Origin of the sequence: Nocardia sp. NPDC050793 (genome assembly GCF_040654065.1) — a bacterium.
Taxonomy (GTDB): domain Bacteria; phylum Actinomycetota; class Actinomycetes; order Mycobacteriales; family Mycobacteriaceae; genus Nocardia.
Genome location: NZ_JBFAHG010000001.1, coordinates 104,070 through 122,042 on the forward strand (window position 1 = coordinate 104,070; position 17,973 = coordinate 122,042).

At 69.5% G+C, this 17,973-nt stretch carries 17 protein-coding genes; 10 read left to right on the forward strand and 7 right to left on the reverse strand.

Annotation, left to right across the window (positions count from 1 at the left end; all coding sequences use genetic code 11):
• Window positions 1-23 precede the first annotated feature (23 nt).
• Together AB0H50_RS00425 and AB0H50_RS00430 are read right to left on the reverse strand one after the other, a co-directional pair.
• Window positions 24-2,453: a RelA/SpoT family protein gene (locus AB0H50_RS00425; protein ID WP_357444441.1), complete on the reverse strand. Its 2,430-nt coding sequence runs from the start codon at window positions 2,451-2,453 to the stop codon at window positions 24-26.
• 262 nt (window positions 2,454-2,715) lie between these two features.
• Window positions 2,716-3,633, reverse strand: a complete 918-nt coding sequence (locus AB0H50_RS00430; protein WP_357444444.1) for an alkaline phosphatase family protein — start codon at window positions 3,631-3,633, stop codon at window positions 2,716-2,718.
• A 137-nt stretch (window positions 3,634-3,770) separates the two neighbouring features.
• On the opposite strand from AB0H50_RS00430, the gene AB0H50_RS00435 reads away from it, so the two are divergent.
• Window positions 3,771-4,103, forward strand: a complete 333-nt coding sequence (locus AB0H50_RS00435) for a YnfA family protein (protein WP_357444447.1) — start codon at window positions 3,771-3,773, stop codon at window positions 4,101-4,103.
• A gap of 153 nt (window positions 4,104-4,256) precedes the next feature.
• On the opposite strand, the gene AB0H50_RS00440 is transcribed toward AB0H50_RS00435, so the two are convergent.
• From AB0H50_RS00440 to AB0H50_RS00450, 3 genes are all read right to left on the reverse strand, one after another.
• On the reverse strand, window positions 4,257-4,898 hold the full coding sequence (locus AB0H50_RS00440; RefSeq protein ID WP_357444450.1) for an NUDIX hydrolase: 642 nt from the start codon (window positions 4,896-4,898) through the stop codon (window positions 4,257-4,259).
• A gap of 16 nt (window positions 4,899-4,914) precedes the next feature.
• Entirely contained in the window at window positions 4,915-6,168 is a 1,254-nt protein-coding gene (locus tag AB0H50_RS00445) for an adenylosuccinate synthetase (RefSeq protein ID WP_357447119.1), read from the reverse strand.
• 82 nt (window positions 6,169-6,250) lie between these two features.
• On the reverse strand, window positions 6,251-7,192 hold the full coding sequence (locus tag AB0H50_RS00450) for a hypothetical protein (RefSeq protein WP_357444453.1): 942 nt from the start codon (window positions 7,190-7,192) through the stop codon (window positions 6,251-6,253).
• Window positions 7,193-7,579: 387 nt separating this feature from the next.
• Here AB0H50_RS00450 and AB0H50_RS00455 point away from each other — a divergent pair, with 387 nt between their 5' ends.
• The 6 genes from AB0H50_RS00455 to AB0H50_RS00480 all read left to right on the forward strand — a co-directional run bounded on the left by AB0H50_RS00455 (window position 7,580) and on the right by AB0H50_RS00480 (window position 13,230).
• Complete coding sequence (locus AB0H50_RS00455; RefSeq protein WP_357444456.1) at window positions 7,580-8,962, forward strand: helix-turn-helix domain-containing protein; 1,383 nt, start codon at window positions 7,580-7,582, stop codon at window positions 8,960-8,962.
• Window positions 8,963-9,092: 130 nt separating this feature from the next.
• Window positions 9,093-9,923 carry an isocitrate lyase/phosphoenolpyruvate mutase family protein gene (locus tag AB0H50_RS00460; RefSeq protein ID WP_357444459.1) on the forward strand — a complete coding sequence of 277 codons (831 nt, stop codon included), beginning with the start codon at window positions 9,093-9,095 and terminating at the stop codon, window positions 9,921-9,923.
• Between the two features lie 119 nt (window positions 9,924-10,042).
• Entirely contained in the window at window positions 10,043-11,422 is a 1,380-nt protein-coding gene (locus tag AB0H50_RS00465; protein WP_357444462.1) for an MFS transporter, read from the forward strand.
• Between the two features lie 221 nt (window positions 11,423-11,643).
• Window positions 11,644-12,093, forward strand: coding sequence for a TIGR03667 family PPOX class F420-dependent oxidoreductase (locus tag AB0H50_RS00470; RefSeq protein WP_357444465.1), 450 nt, complete (start codon window positions 11,644-11,646; stop codon window positions 12,091-12,093).
• Between the two features lie 242 nt (window positions 12,094-12,335).
• The gene (locus AB0H50_RS00475) at window positions 12,336-12,539 is read left to right on the forward strand and encodes a cold-shock protein (RefSeq protein ID WP_068067736.1); all 204 of its coding nucleotides are present in this window, start codon (window positions 12,336-12,338) and stop codon (window positions 12,537-12,539) included.
• A 109-nt stretch (window positions 12,540-12,648) separates the two neighbouring features.
• Window positions 12,649-13,230: a hypothetical protein gene (locus AB0H50_RS00480; RefSeq protein WP_357444468.1), complete on the forward strand. Its 582-nt coding sequence runs from the start codon at window positions 12,649-12,651 to the stop codon at window positions 13,228-13,230.
• A 189-nt stretch (window positions 13,231-13,419) separates the two neighbouring features.
• On the opposite strand, the gene AB0H50_RS00485 is transcribed toward AB0H50_RS00480, so the two are convergent.
• Both AB0H50_RS00485 and AB0H50_RS00490 read right to left on the reverse strand, forming a co-directional pair.
• Window positions 13,420-13,560: a hypothetical protein gene (locus AB0H50_RS00485; RefSeq protein ID WP_357444471.1), complete on the reverse strand. Its 141-nt coding sequence runs from the start codon at window positions 13,558-13,560 to the stop codon at window positions 13,420-13,422.
• A 204-nt stretch (window positions 13,561-13,764) separates the two neighbouring features.
• Window positions 13,765-14,568 carry an ABC transporter substrate-binding protein gene (locus tag AB0H50_RS00490; protein ID WP_357444474.1) on the reverse strand — a complete coding sequence of 268 codons (804 nt, stop codon included), beginning with the start codon at window positions 14,566-14,568 and terminating at the stop codon, window positions 13,765-13,767.
• A gap of 155 nt (window positions 14,569-14,723) precedes the next feature.
• Here AB0H50_RS00490 and AB0H50_RS00495 point away from each other — a divergent pair, with 155 nt between their 5' ends.
• The 3 genes from AB0H50_RS00495 to AB0H50_RS00505 are packed head-to-tail and all read left to right on the forward strand — an operon-like array spanning window position 14,724 to window position 17,973.
• The gene (locus tag AB0H50_RS00495; RefSeq protein ID WP_357444477.1) at window positions 14,724-16,019 is read left to right on the forward strand and encodes a SidA/IucD/PvdA family monooxygenase; all 1,296 of its coding nucleotides are present in this window, start codon (window positions 14,724-14,726) and stop codon (window positions 16,017-16,019) included.
• Entirely contained in the window at window positions 16,016-16,432 is a 417-nt protein-coding gene (locus tag AB0H50_RS00500; RefSeq protein ID WP_357444480.1) for a cupin domain-containing protein, read from the forward strand. The genes AB0H50_RS00495 and AB0H50_RS00500 overlap by 4 nt, the downstream gene beginning before the upstream one ends.
• Complete coding sequence (locus tag AB0H50_RS00505) at window positions 16,429-17,973, forward strand: class I tRNA ligase family protein (RefSeq protein ID WP_357444483.1); 1,545 nt, start codon at window positions 16,429-16,431, stop codon at window positions 17,971-17,973. The genes AB0H50_RS00500 and AB0H50_RS00505 overlap by 4 nt, the downstream gene beginning before the upstream one ends.

The window sequence follows — 17,973 nt, forward strand, 5'->3', positions numbered from 1 at the left end:
CGTCGCGGCGGCGGGCGAATCGATCAGGCGGCCGAGGTCACGCGGTAGACGTCGTAGACGCCTTCCACGTTGCGGACCACGTTCAGCAAGTGGCCCAGATGTTTCGGATCACCCATCTCGAAGGTGAACTTGCTGATCGCCACCCGGTCGCCGTGCGTGGCCACCGAGGCGGACAGGATGTTGACCTTCTCGTCCGCGAGCACCTTGGTGACGTCCGAGAGCAACCGGGTGCGATCGAGCGCCTCGATCTGGATGGCGACCAGGAACACCGAGGAGGGCGAGGGCGCCCACTGCACGTCGATGATCCGCTCGGCCTGCTCGCGCAACGAATCGGCGTTGGTGCAGTCCGTCCGGTGCACGCTCACCGCGCCGCCACGGGTCACGAAGCCCATGATCTCGTCGCCCGGCACCGGGGTGCAGCACTTGGCCAGCTTGGCCACGGTGCCCGGCGCGCCGGGGATCAGCACACCCGCGTCGCCGGTGACGCGCTGGCGACTCGGCGTGGTGGACGGCGTCGAGCGCTCGGCGAGCTCGTTCTCCACGTCGCCGATGCCGCCGAGCTGGGCCATGAGCCGCTGCACGACATGGTGCGCGGAGACCTGGTGCTCGCCGACCGCGGTGTAGAGGGTGGAGATGTCGGTGTAGTGCAATTCGTGGGCGACGGCGGTCATCGCGTCCACGCTCATCAGCCGCTGCAGCGGCAGCCCGACGCGGCGGACTTCCTTGGAGATCTGCTCCTTGCCGCTCTCCAGTGCCTCCTCGCGGCGTTCCTTGGCGAACCACTGCCGGATCTTGGCCTTGGCGCGCGGGGAGACCACGAAGTTCTGCCAGTCCCTGCTCGGTCCCGCGTTCTGCGCCTTGGAGGTGAAAACCTCGACCACTTCGCCGTTTTCGAGCTGACGCTCCAGCGCGACGAGGCGTCCGTTGACGCGCGCGCCGATGCAGCGGTGGCCCACCTCGGTGTGCACCGCGTACGCGAAGTCGACCGGAGTCGACTTCTGCGGCAACGTGATCACGTCGCCCTTCGGGGTGAAAACGAAGATCTCCGGCGACTTCAGGTCGAAGCGCAGCGACTCCAGGAACTCCGCGGGGTCGGCGGCCTCGCGCTGCCAGTCGAGCAGCTGGCGCATCCAGGCCATGTCGTCGACCTCGGCGGCGTCACCGGAGTGCTTGCCCCTGGTCTCCTTGTAGCGCCAGTGCGCGGCGATGCCGAATTCCGCGGTGCGGTGCATGTCCTGGGTGCGGATCTGCACCTCCAGCGGTTTGCCGTCCGGGCCGACCACGGTGGTGTGCAGCGACTGGTAGACGCCGTAGCGCGGCTGGGCGATGTAGTCCTTGAACCGGCCCGCCATCGGCTGCCACAGCGAGTGCACCACGCCGACCGCCGCGTAGCAGTCACGGACCTCGTCGCACAGGATGCGAATGCCGACCAGGTCGTGGATGTCGTCGAAGTCCTTACCCTTGACGATCATCTTCTGGTAGATCGACCAGTAGTGCTTGGGTCTGCCCTCGACGATCGCGTTGATCCGCGAGGCGGCCAGGGTGTTGACGATCTCGGCGCGCACCTTCGCCAGATAGGTGTCGCGCGACGGCGCGCGGTCGGCGACCAAGCGCACGATCTCGTCGTACTTCTTGGGGTGCAGGATCGCGAAGGCGAGGTCCTCCAGCTCCCATTTCACGGTGGCCATGCCGAGGCGGTGCGCCAGCGGGGCGATCACCTCGAGCGTTTCCTTGGCCTTCTTCGCCTGCTTCTCCGGCGGCAGGAAACGCATGGTGCGCATGTTGTGCAGGCGGTCGGCCACCTTGATGACCAGCACGCGGGGGTCGCGCGCCATGGCGATGATCATCTTGCGGATGGTCTCGGCCTCGGCGGCCGCGCCGAGGTTGACCTTGTCCAGTTTGGTGACGCCGTCCACCAGGTGCGCGACCTCGGAGCCGAAATCGGCGGTCAGCTGTTCGAGCGAGTAGCCGGTGTCCTCGACGGTGTCGTGCAGCAGGGCCGCGACCAGCGTGGTGGTGTCCATGCCGAGTTCGGCCAGGATGTTGGCGACGGCCAGCGGGTGGGTGATGTACGGATCGCCCGACTTGCGGAACTGGTGTGCGTGACGTTCGTCGGCGACGTCGAAGGCCCGTTGCAGCAGGGTGAGGTTCGCCTTCGGGTACAGCTCGCGGTGCACCGTCGCGAGGGGTTCGAGCACCGGCTTGACGGCGGCGATGCCGCGCTGACCGGTCATCCTGCGGGCGAGCCGCGCACGCACCCGCCGCGAGGCGGAGGTCGGGACGGCGGCGGTGGCGCCCGGCTGGCGTTGCGACGCGCTCGGCTGGCGCTGGGGCACATCGTTGGGGGTCGGCCGGGCGGGCGACGGGTTCGCGGGGGCGGGCCCCGCCCCGTTCGATTGCGGGGCAGATGCCGCCGATTGCTCGACATTCGCCTCGCCCAGATGCTGAGTCATGCCACCACCTCTCCACGCCGCGGTCGGACCACCCTATCCGACCGCTGCAACCGCCCAGACCACAACTTTAGTCCCCGGCTCGGCGCATCGTCCGATCCGTAGATGCCGAGACCGGAGCCTGTCCGATATCGGGTGCCGCGATCGGACGTTTCTGACCGGTAGCGGCGGCCCGCCGACCGAGTCCTCCGAGCCGAACCCTCCGGGGGAGAACGGGTTTGCCGTCGTCCCCGTTACCGGATAACCGGCGCGGAGCGACGCGGTGTTACCACTCGCGGGCGGTGGCGGGTCTGGCGCGCATCGAGCCGCCGTCGAGACCACGCGGTATCGGGACGCCGAGCAGGTCGAGGGCGGTCGGGGTGATGTCGACGAGGGCGTAGTGGGCGTCGGTCACGCCGGGGTCGAAACCAGGGCCGCGGGCGATGACGAAGGTGGCGGTCTCGTCGCGGGTCTGGCCGCCGTGACCGCCCTTGGGGAGGTGGCCGTGGTCGGTGGTGACGAGGACGGTCCAGCGTTCGCCTGCGCGGGCGTCCACGGCCGCGACGATGCGGCCGACCTCGCGGTCCACCCTGGTGGTGGCGTCCAGGTAGGCCCGCGAGGCGGCGCCGTGCCGGTGACCGGCGAAATCCACCTGGTCGAGGTGGACGAACAGGAAGTCGGGTGCGTCGCCGGTGAGGGCGGTGATCGCCGCGTCGGCGGTGGCGGCGTCGGTCTTCGCCTCGTCCGGATCGTCCGGAACGGGCGCGGTGACTGCGATGCGGCCCGCGTGCGGCGATCCGCTGCCCGCGATGGTGGCGATCTTCGACCAGGTCGCGACGGCGGCGGTGCGGCGGCCCGCGCGCTCCAGCAGGGTGAACACCGTGGGGTACCGATCGAACGGGGCGGCGTCGAAGTCGTTGTGGGTGACGCCGTGTTTGCGATCCCAGACGCCGGTGAGTGCGGTCGCCCACGAGGGGCCGGACAGGCTGATGTGCGGCACGAGCGAGGTTTGCGACAGCGTGCCCGCGGCGGCCAAACCCAGCAGGTTCGGCGCGCCGGCCTGGTGGATCTTGGCGTACATCGCGCCGTCGATACCGATCACCAGGACCTTGGCCGGTGCGGTGGCGGCGGTGGCGGTGACCGCGCAGGGGATGGAGCAGGCCGCCCCGAGAGCCGTGGCGCGCAACAGCGTCCGTCTCCGCATACCGTGACGATGACGGCCGCGGCACGGGACCTGCCAGCCCTTTCCCGGTCTGTTCATCGAGCTTTCATCGCTCGACCCGGCGCCGGTCGCCTCCCTGAACTCGGGCCGAACGCCGCGCGACAGGTAGGTTCCCCGGCATGGTGGTCGCCCGCTCCCTGCTGCTGTTCGCCTTGGCCGCACTCGCCGAGATCGGCGGCGCCTGGCTGGTCTGGCAGGGCTGGCGCGAGCACCGCGGCGTGCTGTGGATCGCGGCGGGCGTGCTCGCCCTCGGCGCCTACGGATTCGTGGCCACCTTCCAGCCCGACCCCCACTTCGGCCGCATCCTGGCCGCTTACGGCGGCGTCTTCGTCGCAGGCTCACTAGCCTGGGGCATGGTCGTCGACAAGTTCCGCCCCGACCGCTGGGACTACCTGGGCGCCGCCATCTGCCTCGTCGGCGTCGCGGTGATCATGTACGCCCCACGCACCTGACCACCCCTCACCCGGCCGCGAAATGCGTTGCCAGCCGCGCGGCAAGCCCGGCCTCGTGATCGTGGGAGCTTCCGCCCATTCCCGCCGCCGAACCAGGAAACCGCGTCGGGCGTGCCTGGCGAAGACGTGCAGGTAACCGGTTCGGGCGCAGCGCTATTCGGCGCTGACGGGCTCCGGTGCGGTGAACGCCCAGACGGCGGCGGGGCGTCCGGTGGACTTGGTGCGGCGGCGTTCGGTGGTGCGTTCCAGGCCGGGGAGGGCGGCGAGGGTTCGGTTGAGGTTGGCCGGGTCGGGGCGGGCGCCGAGCAGTGAGGCGCTGAGCTCGACGGCTCGGGTGGCGGGGAATTCGGTTCCGAGCAGGGCGCGGGTGAAGAGCCCGTCTTTCCAGAGCAGCCGGGCCAGGACCGCGCGGGACGCTTCGACGATGCGGTTGTGGTCGAACGCCAGGGTGGGTGTCCCGTCGAAGGGCACCCACCTGGCCGGGCCTTCGTGCGGGCCTGCCACCGCCCACATGGCGATGGACAGGGTCGGTCCGCGCGGGTCGCGATGGGGTTCGTCGAAGGTGACGAGCTGACCGACGGCCCCGATCGCGGCCTCCGGGACGCCGAGCTTGGTGTGCACCGCGCGGCGCGCGGCCGCGACGAGGCGCTCGCCGCGGCCGAGCAGCACGCCGGGCAGCGCGAGTTCGCCGGTGAACGGTTCGTGGCCGCGCGGCGCTATTCCGATCGTGACCTCGGCGTCCTCGGGCCAGAACCGGAGCGTCACCACGTCGACGGACACAACGGATTGCTCCACGCCGAACATCCTGCCCTCAGGCGGCGGCCGCCGTCCGGTGCGGGGTTCGGTCGGCGCGGGCGGGCCCGTCCGCGCTCAGGACGACCGGTGCGCCGAGCGTCCGCTCGAACCAGGCCGGCCGGTCGTCGGGGAGCTCTTCGAGCAGCGGCTCGGCGGTGGCGAGCAACTCGGTGAGCCCGCGCTGGTGGTCGAGATCGCGCCACGGCCCGAGCGGGAGCTTCCGGACGATCCCGGCGCGCGTGCGGTAACCCGTTGCGGCCCGGCCGGTTCCCGCCGCGTCGAGGTGGTTCACCACGAGTCCGTCGATGCCGCCGCACGCCGCGACGGCGTAGCGCAGCAGCACCGCGTCGAGGTGGCCGAGCCGGAATGCGCCCTGGTACTCGCCGAAGGTGTTGTGCGGCTCGGGAATACCGAGTCCGGCGTGCTCCGTCGGCAACGGGCCCGCGCCGTGCCTGGTCTGATAGGTCCGGGTGACGCCGAGCGTGTGACCGGAGTGGCCGATGCCTGCCAGCATGGCGCGCGCGTTGCGCGGTTCGACGGTGGACCAAGTGGTGTGCGGATGGAATCCGCGCCACTCGTCCAGCAGCACGCCCTGCGCTCCCTCGAAGACGAGGCGGCCGCGCCGCGCCACTCGCGCCAGGTAGGTCGCGTCCACGATGCGCACCGCGGCCGCGAACTCGCGGTACATGTCGACCAGGTCGTCGATCGGCTCGTAGCGATGCCCGCTTGGCGCGATCAACGGAGCGTAGCGGGCGGCCAGCGCGCCCAGCTTGGCGCGCAGCACACGGGGGTCGCGGCAGTCGGCGACCGTAGGCGCGTCGTGTTCCAGTGCGTACCAGGCGGTTTCGCCGATGCCGCGTCCGCAGGACCCGTGCCGCGCCGCACCGCGAGCGTCCTCGCGGGCGCGATTGGCGGCGATGTGGATCGGCGTGGTGAGCAGCGCGCCGCCCTCGATCCGCAACAGCGACAGGGCGTCACGGACGCCCAGCGCGTCCAGCCGCCGCGCCTCCCCCGCCAGCGCGATCGGTTCCACCAGCATGTGCCGCGACAGCAGGGTCGGCACGCCGGAGAACGTGCCGGAGCCGAACTGCGCGAACGTATGGTGCCGCCCGTCGGCGATCACGTTGTGCGCGGCTTGCGCACCGCCGTTGAAGCGGACGACAGCCGACACGTCGAGGCCCGCCTCCGGCGAGCACAACCAGTCCACCGTCGCGCCCTTTCCCGCGTCGCCGAAACCGAGGTCGACCACGATCAGATGCGCGCCGAACATGCGCGTCTGCCTTTCATTTTCCTCGACGCCGCACTCGGAACGCACGTCACACCGACCCCGCGACGGTGCGACGCGCCCCCGCTCAGCTCGACCCGCCCGGCAACGCGCGCATGGCGTGCGGGCCCAGCGCTTTGCCGACCGAATCCACTTCCGCACCCGACCCGACGTCGCGCAGGTCGGCCAGACCCGTGTCGATGTCGACCCGGCCCTCCGCGAGCCCGATGGTGAGCGCGATGAGTTCGCACACGGCGGCGGGATCGTCGAGCTTCAGGAAGTTCTGCCCGAGCAGCCCGCGCCAGTGTTCGGCGATCTCGGGGTCGTCGTAGTAGCTGGACTGGTTCGGCAGGATGTAGTGCACGTGCCATTTCTCGGCCAGCTCGCGGTAGATCGAGTCGACCGCGATATCGCTGCGCACATGGTCGCCGATGATCGCGCGGATGTGCCGCGAGGCCAGTCGCGGCTTGTTCAGCTCGTCGCCGATGAAGAACAGGTACCCGCGCTTGCGCCGCTTCTCCCACGCGTCGGTGACGACGTGGGTGGCCAGGAAATACGCAGCCAGCTCGTAGCTTTCGGACTTCTGCCCGCCACCGCCGCCCTCCAGCAGGATGTTGCGCAACTGCTCGTCCATCCGGTTGTCGGATTCGAACTGCCCGACCTGCAGCGGCGCCCGGTCGGTGTCGGCGTCGCCGACCGCGCCGAACAGAATCTGCGGATCGTCCGCGTACTTCTTGCGCTGCAGCAGTCCGTGCAGCTTGCCGAGCTTGTCCTGCATGATGATCGGCACCTGCCCCATCGAGCCGGTCACGTCGAACAACACCGCGATGGGCAGCGAGTTCCCATGCTCGGCGGAGTCCCGGCACTCCCGCACGTCGACCCCCAGCGGGTCGAGCGCGGGGTGCGCGCGCCAGCTCGTGTAGGGCTGCGCCCGCATCTCGGCGGTGTAGCCGAAGTCGTCGATCCCCCGGCTGGCGCGGTAGGTCTTGGCCGCCCGGTAGGCAGTGTCGTCCCAGTGTCCGTATCCCATGTCGCCGCTCCTCTCGTGAACTTGGTTTTAGTGTAAATGACTAAAACTTGAGCGGTCAAGGGTCCTGATCCAATCGAGGCCGTTCCAGGTGTTAATACCCAAGGTGCACAGCACGATTCAGGCTTAGGCGGCACGTCGCCTATTGCACGCCATAGCGACGCTGGCCGTTCACACTGCGGATGGACCATCGCGGAACGGGAAATTCGGACTCGCCGGACGCGCGGTGCGGAGCTCCCCGGAAGTGCGGTCGTCATCAGGGGTAAAACCGCCGAGGCCGGTGCTCGCTAGGCGGTGCGCGTCATGGGGGGAGCCGACGAAGTTGTCGGCTGCTAAGGCAGCGGTACAGGGGCAAGTGTGCCGCAACGCATTTCAGGGAGTGGAGCACCGATGGGTCGACGAGAGAAACCGATCGATATCCGGTCGGGACCGGTCGCCGCGTTCGCGGGAGATCTGCGCAAGCTGCGGGCCGCGGCGGGCAATCCATCGTATCGGCAGCTGGCGAGCGCGGCCCTCTACTCCCCCTCGGTGCTGTCGGACGCCGCGGGCGGCCATCGGCTGCCGACGCTGCCGGTGGCGCTGGCGTTCGTGCGCGCCTGCGGCGGCGACCCCGCGGAGTGGGAGCGCCGCTGGCGCGAGGCGCGCGGGGACGGCGCGCCCACCGAGCCGCTGCCGATCGTGGTGGACGACGCGGGTGACTCCGGACCGCCGCGCCCGGTGCAGCTACCCATCGGCCCGCACGATTTCGTGGGCCGGATAGCCGAATTCGACGACACCCGAGCGGCCACGGCCGGCATCGCGGACTCGCGGGTCCCCGTGGTCGTGCGCGGACCGGTCGGCGTCGGCAAGACCGCGTTCGCGCTCCGGTTCGCGCACCGGCTCGCCGAAGAGTTCCCCGACGGACAGCTGTTCGCCGACATGGCCGCCCGCCGCGGCGACGAAGCCGCTCCGCTGGAGGTCATGGCCGGTTTCCTGCGCGCGCTCGGCGTGCCGCCCGACCAGGTGCCCGCCGACGACACGCACCGCATCGGGCTGTACCGCTCGATGCTCGCCGAACGACGGGTGATCGTGCTGCTCGACAACGTCCACGACGAACCGCAGGTCCGTCCGCTGCTCGCGCGCTCGCTGAACAGCCAGATCGTGGTGACCAGCCGCTCGCGGCTGCTCGGTCTGGACGGGGTGCGCCGCGTCGCACTCTGCCAGCTCACGCAGGCCGAGTCGGTCGACCTGCTGCGCCTGCTCATCGGCGGCGACCGGGTCGGCGCCGAGCCCGCGTCGGCGCTGCGCATCGCCGAGTTCTGCGGCCACCTGCCGCTGGCGCTCACCATCGCGGGCCGCAAGATCGCCGCGCAGCCGGGGCGGCGCCTGTCCGAGATCGCAGCGCGTCTCGCGGAGGGGGTGACCGTGTCGAACTGGTTGCGGATCGGCGATGTGAGCCTGGCCGACGCGGTGCTGCCCGCCTATCTGTCGCGTCCGCCGCTGGCCAAGCACGTGCTGCACATGCTGGCCGGCGGCGCCGACGAGGTGACGCCCGCGACCTTGGCGCGCTCGCTGCACATCTCGATCGAGTCGGCCGAGTACGCGATGGACAGCCTCATCGACGGCGGTCTGCTGCACCGGCTTCCGGATCCGGAGCGGTACATGATGTCGCCGCTGTTCGGCCAGCTCGTCGCCCAGGAGGCCGACCGGTTCGCGCTGCGCCGCAGGGCCGACGAGCTCGACGCCGACCCACTACGCGCGGCCATCGGTTTCGAGGGCGGTTTCGCACGCTGAACCGATCGCGTTGTCCGGCTTTGACGTTCGTTTGTCCGCGGTAGTCGTGAGCAGGGCGGATACGGCCGGTTCAGGGGTTAGGTTCGTCGAGTTCGAACAGATCAGGATCAACGACACAGGAGGAGCCGACGTGGCCGACGACATCCAGCGGAGCCGGGCCGACGCGTTTCGAAACCTGCACGCGGCAGGCACTTTCGTGCTGCCCAACGCCTGGGACCCGATCAGCGCGGCGGTGATCGCGCAGGCGGGCGCTCAGGCGATCGCCACCACCAGCGCGGCCGTGTCCTGGGCGCTCGGCCGCACCGACGGCCAGCGGCTGACCAGGGACGAGGCCGTAGCCCAGGTGGCCCGCATCGTCGCGGCCGTCGACGTGCCGGTCACCGCCGACGTGGAAGGCGGCTACGGTCCCGCGCCGGAGGATGTCGCGGCCACCATCGCCGCCGTGATCACCGCGGGCGCGGTCGGCGTCAATCTGGAGGACTCCACCGCGCCGGGCGGACCGCTGTTCGAGCGCGCAGCGCAGCGCGATCGGCTGCGCGCCGCCCGCGCCGCTGCCACCGAGGCGGGCCTGCCCGAACTGGTGATCAACGCGCGCACCGACGTGTACCTGTTCGGAATCGGCGCACCCGATGACCGGTTCGACGAGGTGCTGTCCAGGGCCGTCGACTACGCCGAGGCGGGCGCGGACGGCCTGTTCGTCCCCGGCCTGCTCGACCTGCCGACGCTCACCGATCTCGCGGGCAAGTCGCCGCTCCCGGTGAACGTGATGACCGGTCCCGGCGCACCCAGCGTGCCGGAGCTGGCCGCCACGGGCGTGCGCCGGGTCAGCCTCGGCCCCGCGCTGGCCCAGGCCGCCTACGGCCAGGCCGCGGCCGCCGCCCGCGAACTCCTCGACACCGGCACCTACGGCGCGCTCGCGGGCGCGCTGGACTTCGGTGCGGTCGAGGCGCTGCTGCGCTGAGCCGTGGACGCCGCCGCGCCGGGTCGTCGAAGCGCAGCTGCGCCGAGACGTCCGAGCGCTGCCGCGCCGAGGCTTCCGAACGCCGACCACATCTCCGCTCCGGCGATCAAGGACTCACGATGAACGCAATCAGAACCGATTCCCGCACCGGCGTTTTCGCCGCGCTGCGCCAGACCCCGCGCCCGGTCGTCTATCTGCTCATCGGCGTGCTGGTGAACCAGCTCGGCGCCTTCGTGCAGACCTTCCTGGTGCTCTACCTGACGCATCGCGAATTCAGCATCGGCCAAGCCGGTCTCGCGCTCACCGCCTACAGCGCGGGGGCGGTCTTCGGGACCATGCTCGGCGGCGAGCTCACCCATCGGCTCGGCCCGCGCTCGACCATCATCGCCGCGATGACCGGATCGGCCGCGCTGCTCACGGTGATCCCGCTGCTCGCCACCCCCGGCCTGTTCGCGGCGCTGCTCGTCGCCGTGGGCGCGGCGGGCCTGGTCACCCAGGCCTACCGGCCTGCCGCGGCGCTGCTGCTCGGCGACCTGATGCCGGAAGAGCATCGGGTGATGGGCTTTTCGATGATGCGCATCGCCCTGAACGCGGGCGCGGCGCTGGCGCCGCTGATCGCCGCGGCGGTGATCCTGATCGACTGGAATCTGCTGCTCTGGCTGGACGCCGCGACCGCGCTCACCTACGCGGCCCTGGCGCTGCTGCTCCTGCCGAACGTGGCAGCCGTGCAGGACGCGCCGGAGCCGACGCCGGGCGAGCGCACCGGCTACGGCGTGATCCTGCGCGACCGGCGCTACCACCTGTTCCTGGCGTCGGTGCTGGTCGGCTCGATCATCTATGTGCAGTACACCGTCGCGCTGCCGCTGAACATCACCGCCGACGGCCGGTCCACCGGCCTGTACAGCGCGGTGCTCGTCACGGCGTCGGTGGTGCTGATCCTGTGCGAGCTGAAGATCACCTCGTATGTCAAGCACCTGCGGCCGCCGCTGGTCGGCGCGGTGGGTACCGCGATCATGGGGCTCGGCGTCGCCGGATACTCCTTCGCCGGACACGGTGCGGCGCCGATCCTGCTCGCGACGGTCGTGTTCGTACTCGGCGTAATGATCAACGGCCCCACCATGTTCGCCTATCCCTCCACCTTCCCCGCCGCGGTGAAGGCCCGTTACATCGGCACCCATCAGGCCACCTTCGGTCTGGGCATGGCGCTGGGTCCCACCCTGGGTGTTCTCGCATGGGATCGCCTCGGCACCGGGATCTGGCCACTGTGCGGTGCGCTCGGGATCTTCGCGGCGTGGTGCGCGTACGCGGGGATTCGCGAGGACCACACGGCGGATACGAGCGAGGCGGACGTGAGCGAAAAGCCCGACGTGACAACGGACATGGAGGTGTCCGACACGAAACCCGGCACCGATGTGTCCGCCGCAGCGACCGGCACCGCGGTGTCCACCGTCAAGTCCGGCACGGCGGTGTCCACCGTCGAGTCCGGCACCGGAGCGTGAGCGCCGCACCTCGGCGCCGCGAGGCGCGTACCGCGCACCGCTGAGGCATCCGCCGATCGAGAACACGATCGGCGGATGCTTCGCGTTCACCGTGAATTCCCCCGCGACCGCGCGGATCTCGCGTCACCACGCCGTCGCGCCGCCGCTCGATTGGCCTCGTACCCGCAGGTCGCACGACATCCCCTGCCGAACAGGCACTTTCGTACCAGATGAAGGCATCCATGAACCTGACATCCCATCTCCCCGCAGGCCGCCGCGCGTACGTCGAAGGCAGACTGCGCGGCAATCTCATCGCGTGGCTGACGACGGTCCGCCCGGATGGCAGGCCCGACAGCGTGCCGGTCTGGTTCCTGCTGCGCGAGGACGAGACGATCCTGGTCTACAGCCAGCGGGGCAAGCGGAAGCTGCGCAATGTGGCGGCCAACCCGCACGTGAGCCTCGGCCTCGACGTCACCGACATCGGCCGCGACATCGTGCGCCTGGAAGGCACCGCCGAGCTCGCCCCCGACCTGCCGCCCGCGGACCAAGAGCCGCGCTACGCGGCGAAGTACGCCGAACGCATCGGCGCAATGTTCGGCACCCCGGCGGAGTTCGCAGCGCTGTTCTCCGCGGCCATGGTCATCACGCCGCGGCGCTTGCACAGCAGCGGGTCGGTGACCGCTCTGGACTAGCCCGAATCCCGTTCCGGCACAGAAAAGTCGGCGGACCTGACACCTACTGTCGCAAGCCTCCGTGCGGCCACAGCGATCCCTCCGGCCTGGGTTCGATCGGCCCGGACCGTCGCTGTCGGTTAGCTCACAGGCTGCGGTATTCATGGGGGCGAAACCCCCGATCCATGGGAGGGTGGACGAGTGAGATCAGGCTTATCGGTGTGATTCGCTTGGCTCATCTACAGAAAAGATGAAGTAAACAAATGGCTCAAGGCAGTGTGAAGTGGTTTAACAGCGAAAAGGGCTTCGGCTTCATCGCGCAAGACGGTGGCGGCCCCGACGTCTTCGTTCATTTCTCCGCCGTGTCCGGCTCGGGATTCAAATCCCTGGAAGAAGGACAGCGCGTGGAGTTCGAGATCGGTCAGGGCCAGAAGGGCCCGCAAGCGCAGGACGTCCGCACGATCTGAGCTACGCAGTAGATGAGCCCCGCATCCTTCGGATGCGGGGCTTCTGCCTTTCCAGCGGCAAGAGCGGCGTTTGCTTGGGTTCGACAGTTGCGCAGTGTTCAATGGCGCCATGGCAATCGAGATCGACAAGGCGGCGGATCCCACCCTCGAGTGGCTGACCGCGCAGCTCGGCGTCGGCGCCCTGTGGCGTCCCGCCGAGCTGCCCGAGCGGCTGGAGCACGCCGAGTCGCGAGCCTTCCTCAGCGAGGTGGGTTTCCCGGCGGTGACAGTCGGCGGGGAGTGGTTCGATTCGGCGGACCTGCCGGCGAAGGGCATGTGGGAGGCCGACCCGGACGAGCTGTTCGGCCGCCGCCGCCCCGACGACGACTCCCCGCCCGCGAAGTACGCCTACGGCCTAGGCGAGTTCAACGGGGATATGACTCTGATGCTGGACGGTCAGACCGGCGTGGTCCAGATCTACGCGCCAGGTGGCTGGGACCACGGCGAAGGCGACCAGGGGGTCGCGTTCGCCTCGGTGCGGGAGGCTGCCGGAGCGATGGCGTTGATGGCGGGTCTCGCCGCGCGGCTGGAAGGTCCCGGCTCGGGCGATGCCGCGCGACAGCTGATTGCCGCGATCGGCGCCCACGAGTGGGCGGCGTCGTCGTATTGGGCTTGGGCGCTCGAGCGACTGCGAGAAGACTACCTGGACTGAGGACTTCACGCTCCGGCTTCGGGTCAGGTCACCAGTGTGCATCCTGGCGACCGTGCCCGCGGCACCACCGATGCTGGTGGTGACCACTTTCGGCTCTGCGTCTTCGACGCGTTGCGCGCAGGTGCCAGCGAATTCCTGTTGAAACGTTGCCGCGCGTATGAATTGATACTTTCCTCACATCTCGGATCCTCACAGATCCGGCTCGTTACCGATCTCTGCCACCGCCTCCGACGGCGCTCCATCCAACAGATCCATCGAAATCGACGCGATATCGAATTCCTTCCCCGGCTGCGGAAGTTCGAAGTAGAACCACACAGCGTTGTCCGGCATTCGAGATCCGTGGGCTCGGATGCGGATGTCCTCTCGATGCCCTTGCATCTCGGCAATGCGTATCGAATACAGCCGCACACCGGGTCGCGGAGCAACAGTCGGAGGTGAAGGAGACGTTATCCCCGCCACGGTCGACGGCTCCGAACCGAATACCGGCCAACCGCCCGGCGACAGCTCGACCACCGCGAGGGGAACTGAACGCGATCAATCCACCTCGACCGCGAACAGGTCCAGTTGCAGCAGCTGCGAGACGGCCACCTCCCTGGTCCGGTTCGACCAGCCGGACTGCACCTTCTGGAACCACAGCGGGATCGCGGGCATGTCCTGCAGGATCCGTCGCTCGGCTTGCTGGTACAGCACCCACCCCTCGCGCTCGGTCGGCGCGGCGTCCGCGCTCGCCAGCAGCGCGTCGACCTCCGGGTTGGAGTACGTGGTGCCGTTCACCGCGGCGCCGGTGCGGAAGATCGGGTTGAGGAAGTTCTCGATGGACGGGTAGTCGGCGACCCAGCCGGAGCGGAAGATCGTCGACATGCGGCGGTCGTTGATCAGCGTCCGGAATTTGTACCGGCCGCCCGCGAGCGCGTCGGCGGGCACGAAATCGAGGTAGTCCAGATCGTTGGCGACCACGTCGGCGTAAGCGTCCTCGAGCGCCTTGTAGAACCGGAATTCGACACCCTCGATGTGCGGCTTGCGCGCGCCGCCGTAGGCGTCGTACCGGCGCACGACGATGTTCTCGCCCGGCGTGTGCGAGACGAACCGGAAGGGCCCGTTGCCGATCGGATGCGCCTCGAAGCCGGCCCGGTCGGCGAAGAAGCTGCGCGGCAGCGGGAAGAACGCGGCGTAGCCGAGCTGGGTCGCGAAGGCGGAAAAAGGAGCCGTCAGGGTGACCTCGAACCGGCGGTCATCGATGACCCGCAAACCCGACAACTGTTGCGCCGAGCCATTTTTCAGCGCCTCCCATCTGGCCAGCTCAGCAGAGCCGGGAATTGATCGGCAGCGGTGTGCCACAGAAACATTCAATCGACTTTCAGGCGGCGTCAATCGGCGAAACGGCCACCGTGTCGACAGGTTGTCGTGCGGATCGGCGCGCGGGTTTCGGTCAACTCGCGCAGCGCATTCACTGGATCGGAGCAAGTGGTAACCATCGAGACTCAGGTGGAAATGTGAGCGATCACGAAGTCGACGTCCTGGCCATCGGCGCCGGTCCCGCCAACCTCGCGCTGGCTGTCGCGCTCGAGGAATCCGACGCGCCGCGGCTGGCCCAGCGGACCCTGCTGCTCGAGCAGCATCCCGACGTGAAATGGCAGCGCAACCTGTTGCTCCCCTGGGCCCGCAGTCAGGTGTCGTTCCTCAAAGACCTGGTGACCCTGCGCAATCCGCGCAGCCGGTACTCCTTCCTGAACTTCCTGTACGAGCGCAGGCGCCTGGACGAGTTCGTCAACCTGTCCACCTTCAACCCCTACCGGTGGGAGCTGTCGGAGTATCAGCAGTGGGTGGCGCACTCGCTGGAGCAGGTCTCGGTGCGCTACGGCGCCCAGGTCACCTCGATCGAGCCCCGCCGCACCGGCGACGGCAGGCTCGTCGGCTGGACCGTCGCACTCGCGGGCGGCGACACCGTCGACTGCCGCGATCTGGTCATCGGCACCGGTCGTGACGCGCACGTTCCCGAGGTCTTCCGGAACCTGCCCGCCGACAAGGTGATTCACAGCACTCAGTACTGCACCCGGGTCGCCGAGCTGCCCGCCGACCGCCCGATCCGTCCGGTCGTGATCGGCGGCGCGCAGAGCGCCGCGGAGATGTTCATGGCGCTGCACACCGATCTGCCGCAGAGCGCGCCGACCATCGTCATGCGCTCCATCGGCCTGCAGAACTACCAGACCAGCAAGTTCGTCAACGAGCTGTTCTTCCCGTCCTTCGTCGACGAGTTCTACCACTCCGAGGCCGACGTGCGCGGCCGCATCCTCGACGAGGTGCACCTCACCAACTACGCCGGCCTGGCCCCGCCGTTCCTGGACGAGATCTACGCCATGATGTACCAGCAGCGCATGCTGGGCCAGGAGCGCTCCACCGTCCGCTCGATGACCGAGGTGGCCGGCGCGCGCATGGACGGCGACGAGGTGGTGCTCGAGCTGCGCGACCGCAAGACCGGCAAGATCGAGCCCCTGCGCTGCGACGTGGTGCTGCTCGGCACCGGCTACGAGCAGCAGATGCCCGCGCTGGTCCGCGATCTCGCCGACCGCCTCGGCCTCGACGAGATCTCGGTGAGCCGTCGCTACCGCCTCGATCTCGGCGAATCCGCCTGGGGCGCGGTGTATCTGCAGGGCGTCAACGAACAGACGCACGGCATCTCCGACACCCTGATCAGCGTGCTCGCGCACCGTTCGCAGGACATCGTCGACGACATCCTCGACCGCCGCCACGTCACCGCGGGCGCCTTCCTGGAAAGCCGGACGGCATGATCGAGATTCGCAGCCTCGACCGGGACGGCCTGACCGAGGCGTACGGCGTCGCCTCCGAGCGTCTGCTGCCGTGGCCCGCGCTCAACGCGCCGTTCGAGGGCGCGTGGTGCGTGCTGCGCCCCGGCGACGTCTCCACCGCGCACGCCCACCACGAGTACGAGCTGTTCATCGCCATGACGGGCCGCGCGGTCCTCGACGTTGACGGCGAGCAGCGCGACTTCGTGGCGGGCGATCTGGTCCACCTCGTCCCCGGCACGACCCATCACGTGCGCAACGCGGGGGCCACCGATTTCGAGTGGTACGCCATCTGGTGGGACACCGACATGTCGGCCGAATTCGTGCGCAGGCACCGGGCCGGCTCGTTGCACGGGGCGAAAGATACCGCTCGACAGGAAGATTCGGTGACGTCGTGAACGGTCCCACCCTCGTCATCTCGGCTGCGCCGACCGCCAACGGAGATTTGCATCTCGGGCACATCGCGGGTCCCTTCCTCGCCGCCGACGTCTACACCCGCTACGCCCGCGCGACCGGGCGGGAGGTGCTGTTCGGCACCGGCGTGCAGGACACCTCCACCTACGTCACCACCACCGCGCACCGGCTCGGCATCGAGCCGCAGGCGCTGGTCGAGCGCTCCGCCAAAGAGGTCGAGGCGACGCTGGCGGCGCTGGGTATCGCCGTCGACGCCTTCACCGGATGGGAGCGGCGGTTCACCTCGTACGTCGCGCGGGTCGTCGCGGAACTGCGCGCCAAAGGCGCACTGCGCCTGCGGCCGATGCCGTTCCCGTACGCGCCGAACACCGGCGAATACCTGGTGGACGGGCACGTCGCGGGCGCCTGCCCGGTCTGCCTGGCCGACAGCTGCGCGGGGCTGTGCGAGAGCTGCGGGCACGCGGTGACCGCGGGTGAGCTGCTCGATCCGCGTTCGACGCGGAACCCGGACGAGCGACTGGAGATTCGCGAGGTCGAGGTGCTCGTCCTCCCACTGGAGGAGTACCGGGAGCGGCTGCGCGCCCACTTCGCCGAGGCCGCCGGACTGCTGCGTCCGCACGCAGCTCAGGTGGTGGCCGAGCTGCTGGACCGGCCGCTGCCGGACTTCCCGGTCACCTACCCGATCTCGTGGGGCATTCCCGCGCCGGATCTGCCAGGACAGGTGGTGAATCCGAACGCCGAGCCGGTCGCGTGGACGATGTATTGCACCATGCTGGCCGCCGAGAACCGCGGCATGGAACCGGATTCGGAGGACGCGCTGTGGCGTCCCGAGGCGGCGGCGCGCATCGTCTACTTCCTCGGCATCGACAACATCCACCCGTTCGGGATCTCCGGGCTGGCGATGCTGCTTGCGCTCGGCGACTACCCGCTGCCGAAACTGTTCCTGACCAACGAGTTCTACGAGTTGCGTCACGAGAAGTTCTCCACCAGCCGGGGACACCTGGTGTGGGGCCGCGATCTGGCGGCACGGGTGCCGCGCGACCTGATCCGCTTCCATCTCGCGGGCAACAGCCCCGAGTTCCAGCGCACCAGTTTCAGTCACGACGAACTGGCGGCGCTCACCGAGACCAGGCTGGTCGCGCCGTGGAACCGGGTGGCCGCCAAGGCCGACGACTGGGTGTGGCGCGGCGGCCTGCCGATCTCGGAGCGGGGCCGGTCCGATGCGCTGCGGATGGTCGAACGCTTCCGCGCGGCCTACGAGCTGCCTGGGTTCAGCCTGAACCGGGTCGCCGAAACGCTGACCCAGCAGCTGGCCCGGCTGGACCGCACGCCGGTCGCCGACGGCGGCGACTTCTGCCACCAAGTGGACGTGCTGGTGCGCTGCGCCGCGCCGCTGCTCGTCGACCTGGCCGAGGCGGCGCTCGCCGGTTCCGACATGCTGCCGGGAACCGATCTGCGAGAAGTGTCCCAACGCGCCGTGATCGAACCGGTCCGGCTGCCTCGGCTGCCCGCGGTAGGGGCGTGA

Excerpts from the sequence above, each read along its gene's own strand:
- AB0H50_RS00465 (WP_357444462.1), top strand. The coding sequence starts at position 10,043 with ATGAACGCAATCAGAACCGATTCCCGCACCGGCGTTTTCGCCGCGCTG.
- AB0H50_RS00455 (WP_357444456.1), top strand. The coding sequence starts at position 7,580 with ATGGGTCGACGAGAGAAACCGATCGATATCCGGTCGGGACCGGTCGCC.
- AB0H50_RS00425 (WP_357444441.1), bottom strand. The coding sequence starts at position 2,453 with ATGACTCAGCATCTGGGCGAGGCGAATGTCGAGCAATCGGCGGCATCT.
- AB0H50_RS00470 (WP_357444465.1), top strand. The coding sequence starts at position 11,644 with ATGAACCTGACATCCCATCTCCCCGCAGGCCGCCGCGCGTACGTCGAA.
- AB0H50_RS00430 (WP_357444444.1), bottom strand. The coding sequence starts at position 3,633 with ATGCGGAGACGGACGCTGTTGCGCGCCACGGCTCTCGGGGCGGCCTGC.
- AB0H50_RS00500 (WP_357444480.1), top strand. The coding sequence starts at position 16,016 with ATGATCGAGATTCGCAGCCTCGACCGGGACGGCCTGACCGAGGCGTAC.
- AB0H50_RS00480 (WP_357444468.1), top strand. The coding sequence starts at position 12,649 with ATGGCAATCGAGATCGACAAGGCGGCGGATCCCACCCTCGAGTGGCTG.
- AB0H50_RS00475 (WP_068067736.1), top strand. The coding sequence starts at position 12,336 with ATGGCTCAAGGCAGTGTGAAGTGGTTTAACAGCGAAAAGGGCTTCGGC.
- AB0H50_RS00450 (WP_357444453.1), bottom strand. The coding sequence starts at position 7,192 with ATGGGATACGGACACTGGGACGACACTGCCTACCGGGCGGCCAAGACC.
- AB0H50_RS00485 (WP_357444471.1), bottom strand. The coding sequence starts at position 13,560 with ATGCCGGACAACGCTGTGTGGTTCTACTTCGAACTTCCGCAGCCGGGG.
- AB0H50_RS00435 (WP_357444447.1), top strand. The coding sequence starts at position 3,771 with ATGGTGGTCGCCCGCTCCCTGCTGCTGTTCGCCTTGGCCGCACTCGCC.
- AB0H50_RS00445 (WP_357447119.1), bottom strand. The coding sequence starts at position 6,168 with ATGTTCGGCGCGCATCTGATCGTGGTCGACCTCGGTTTCGGCGACGCG.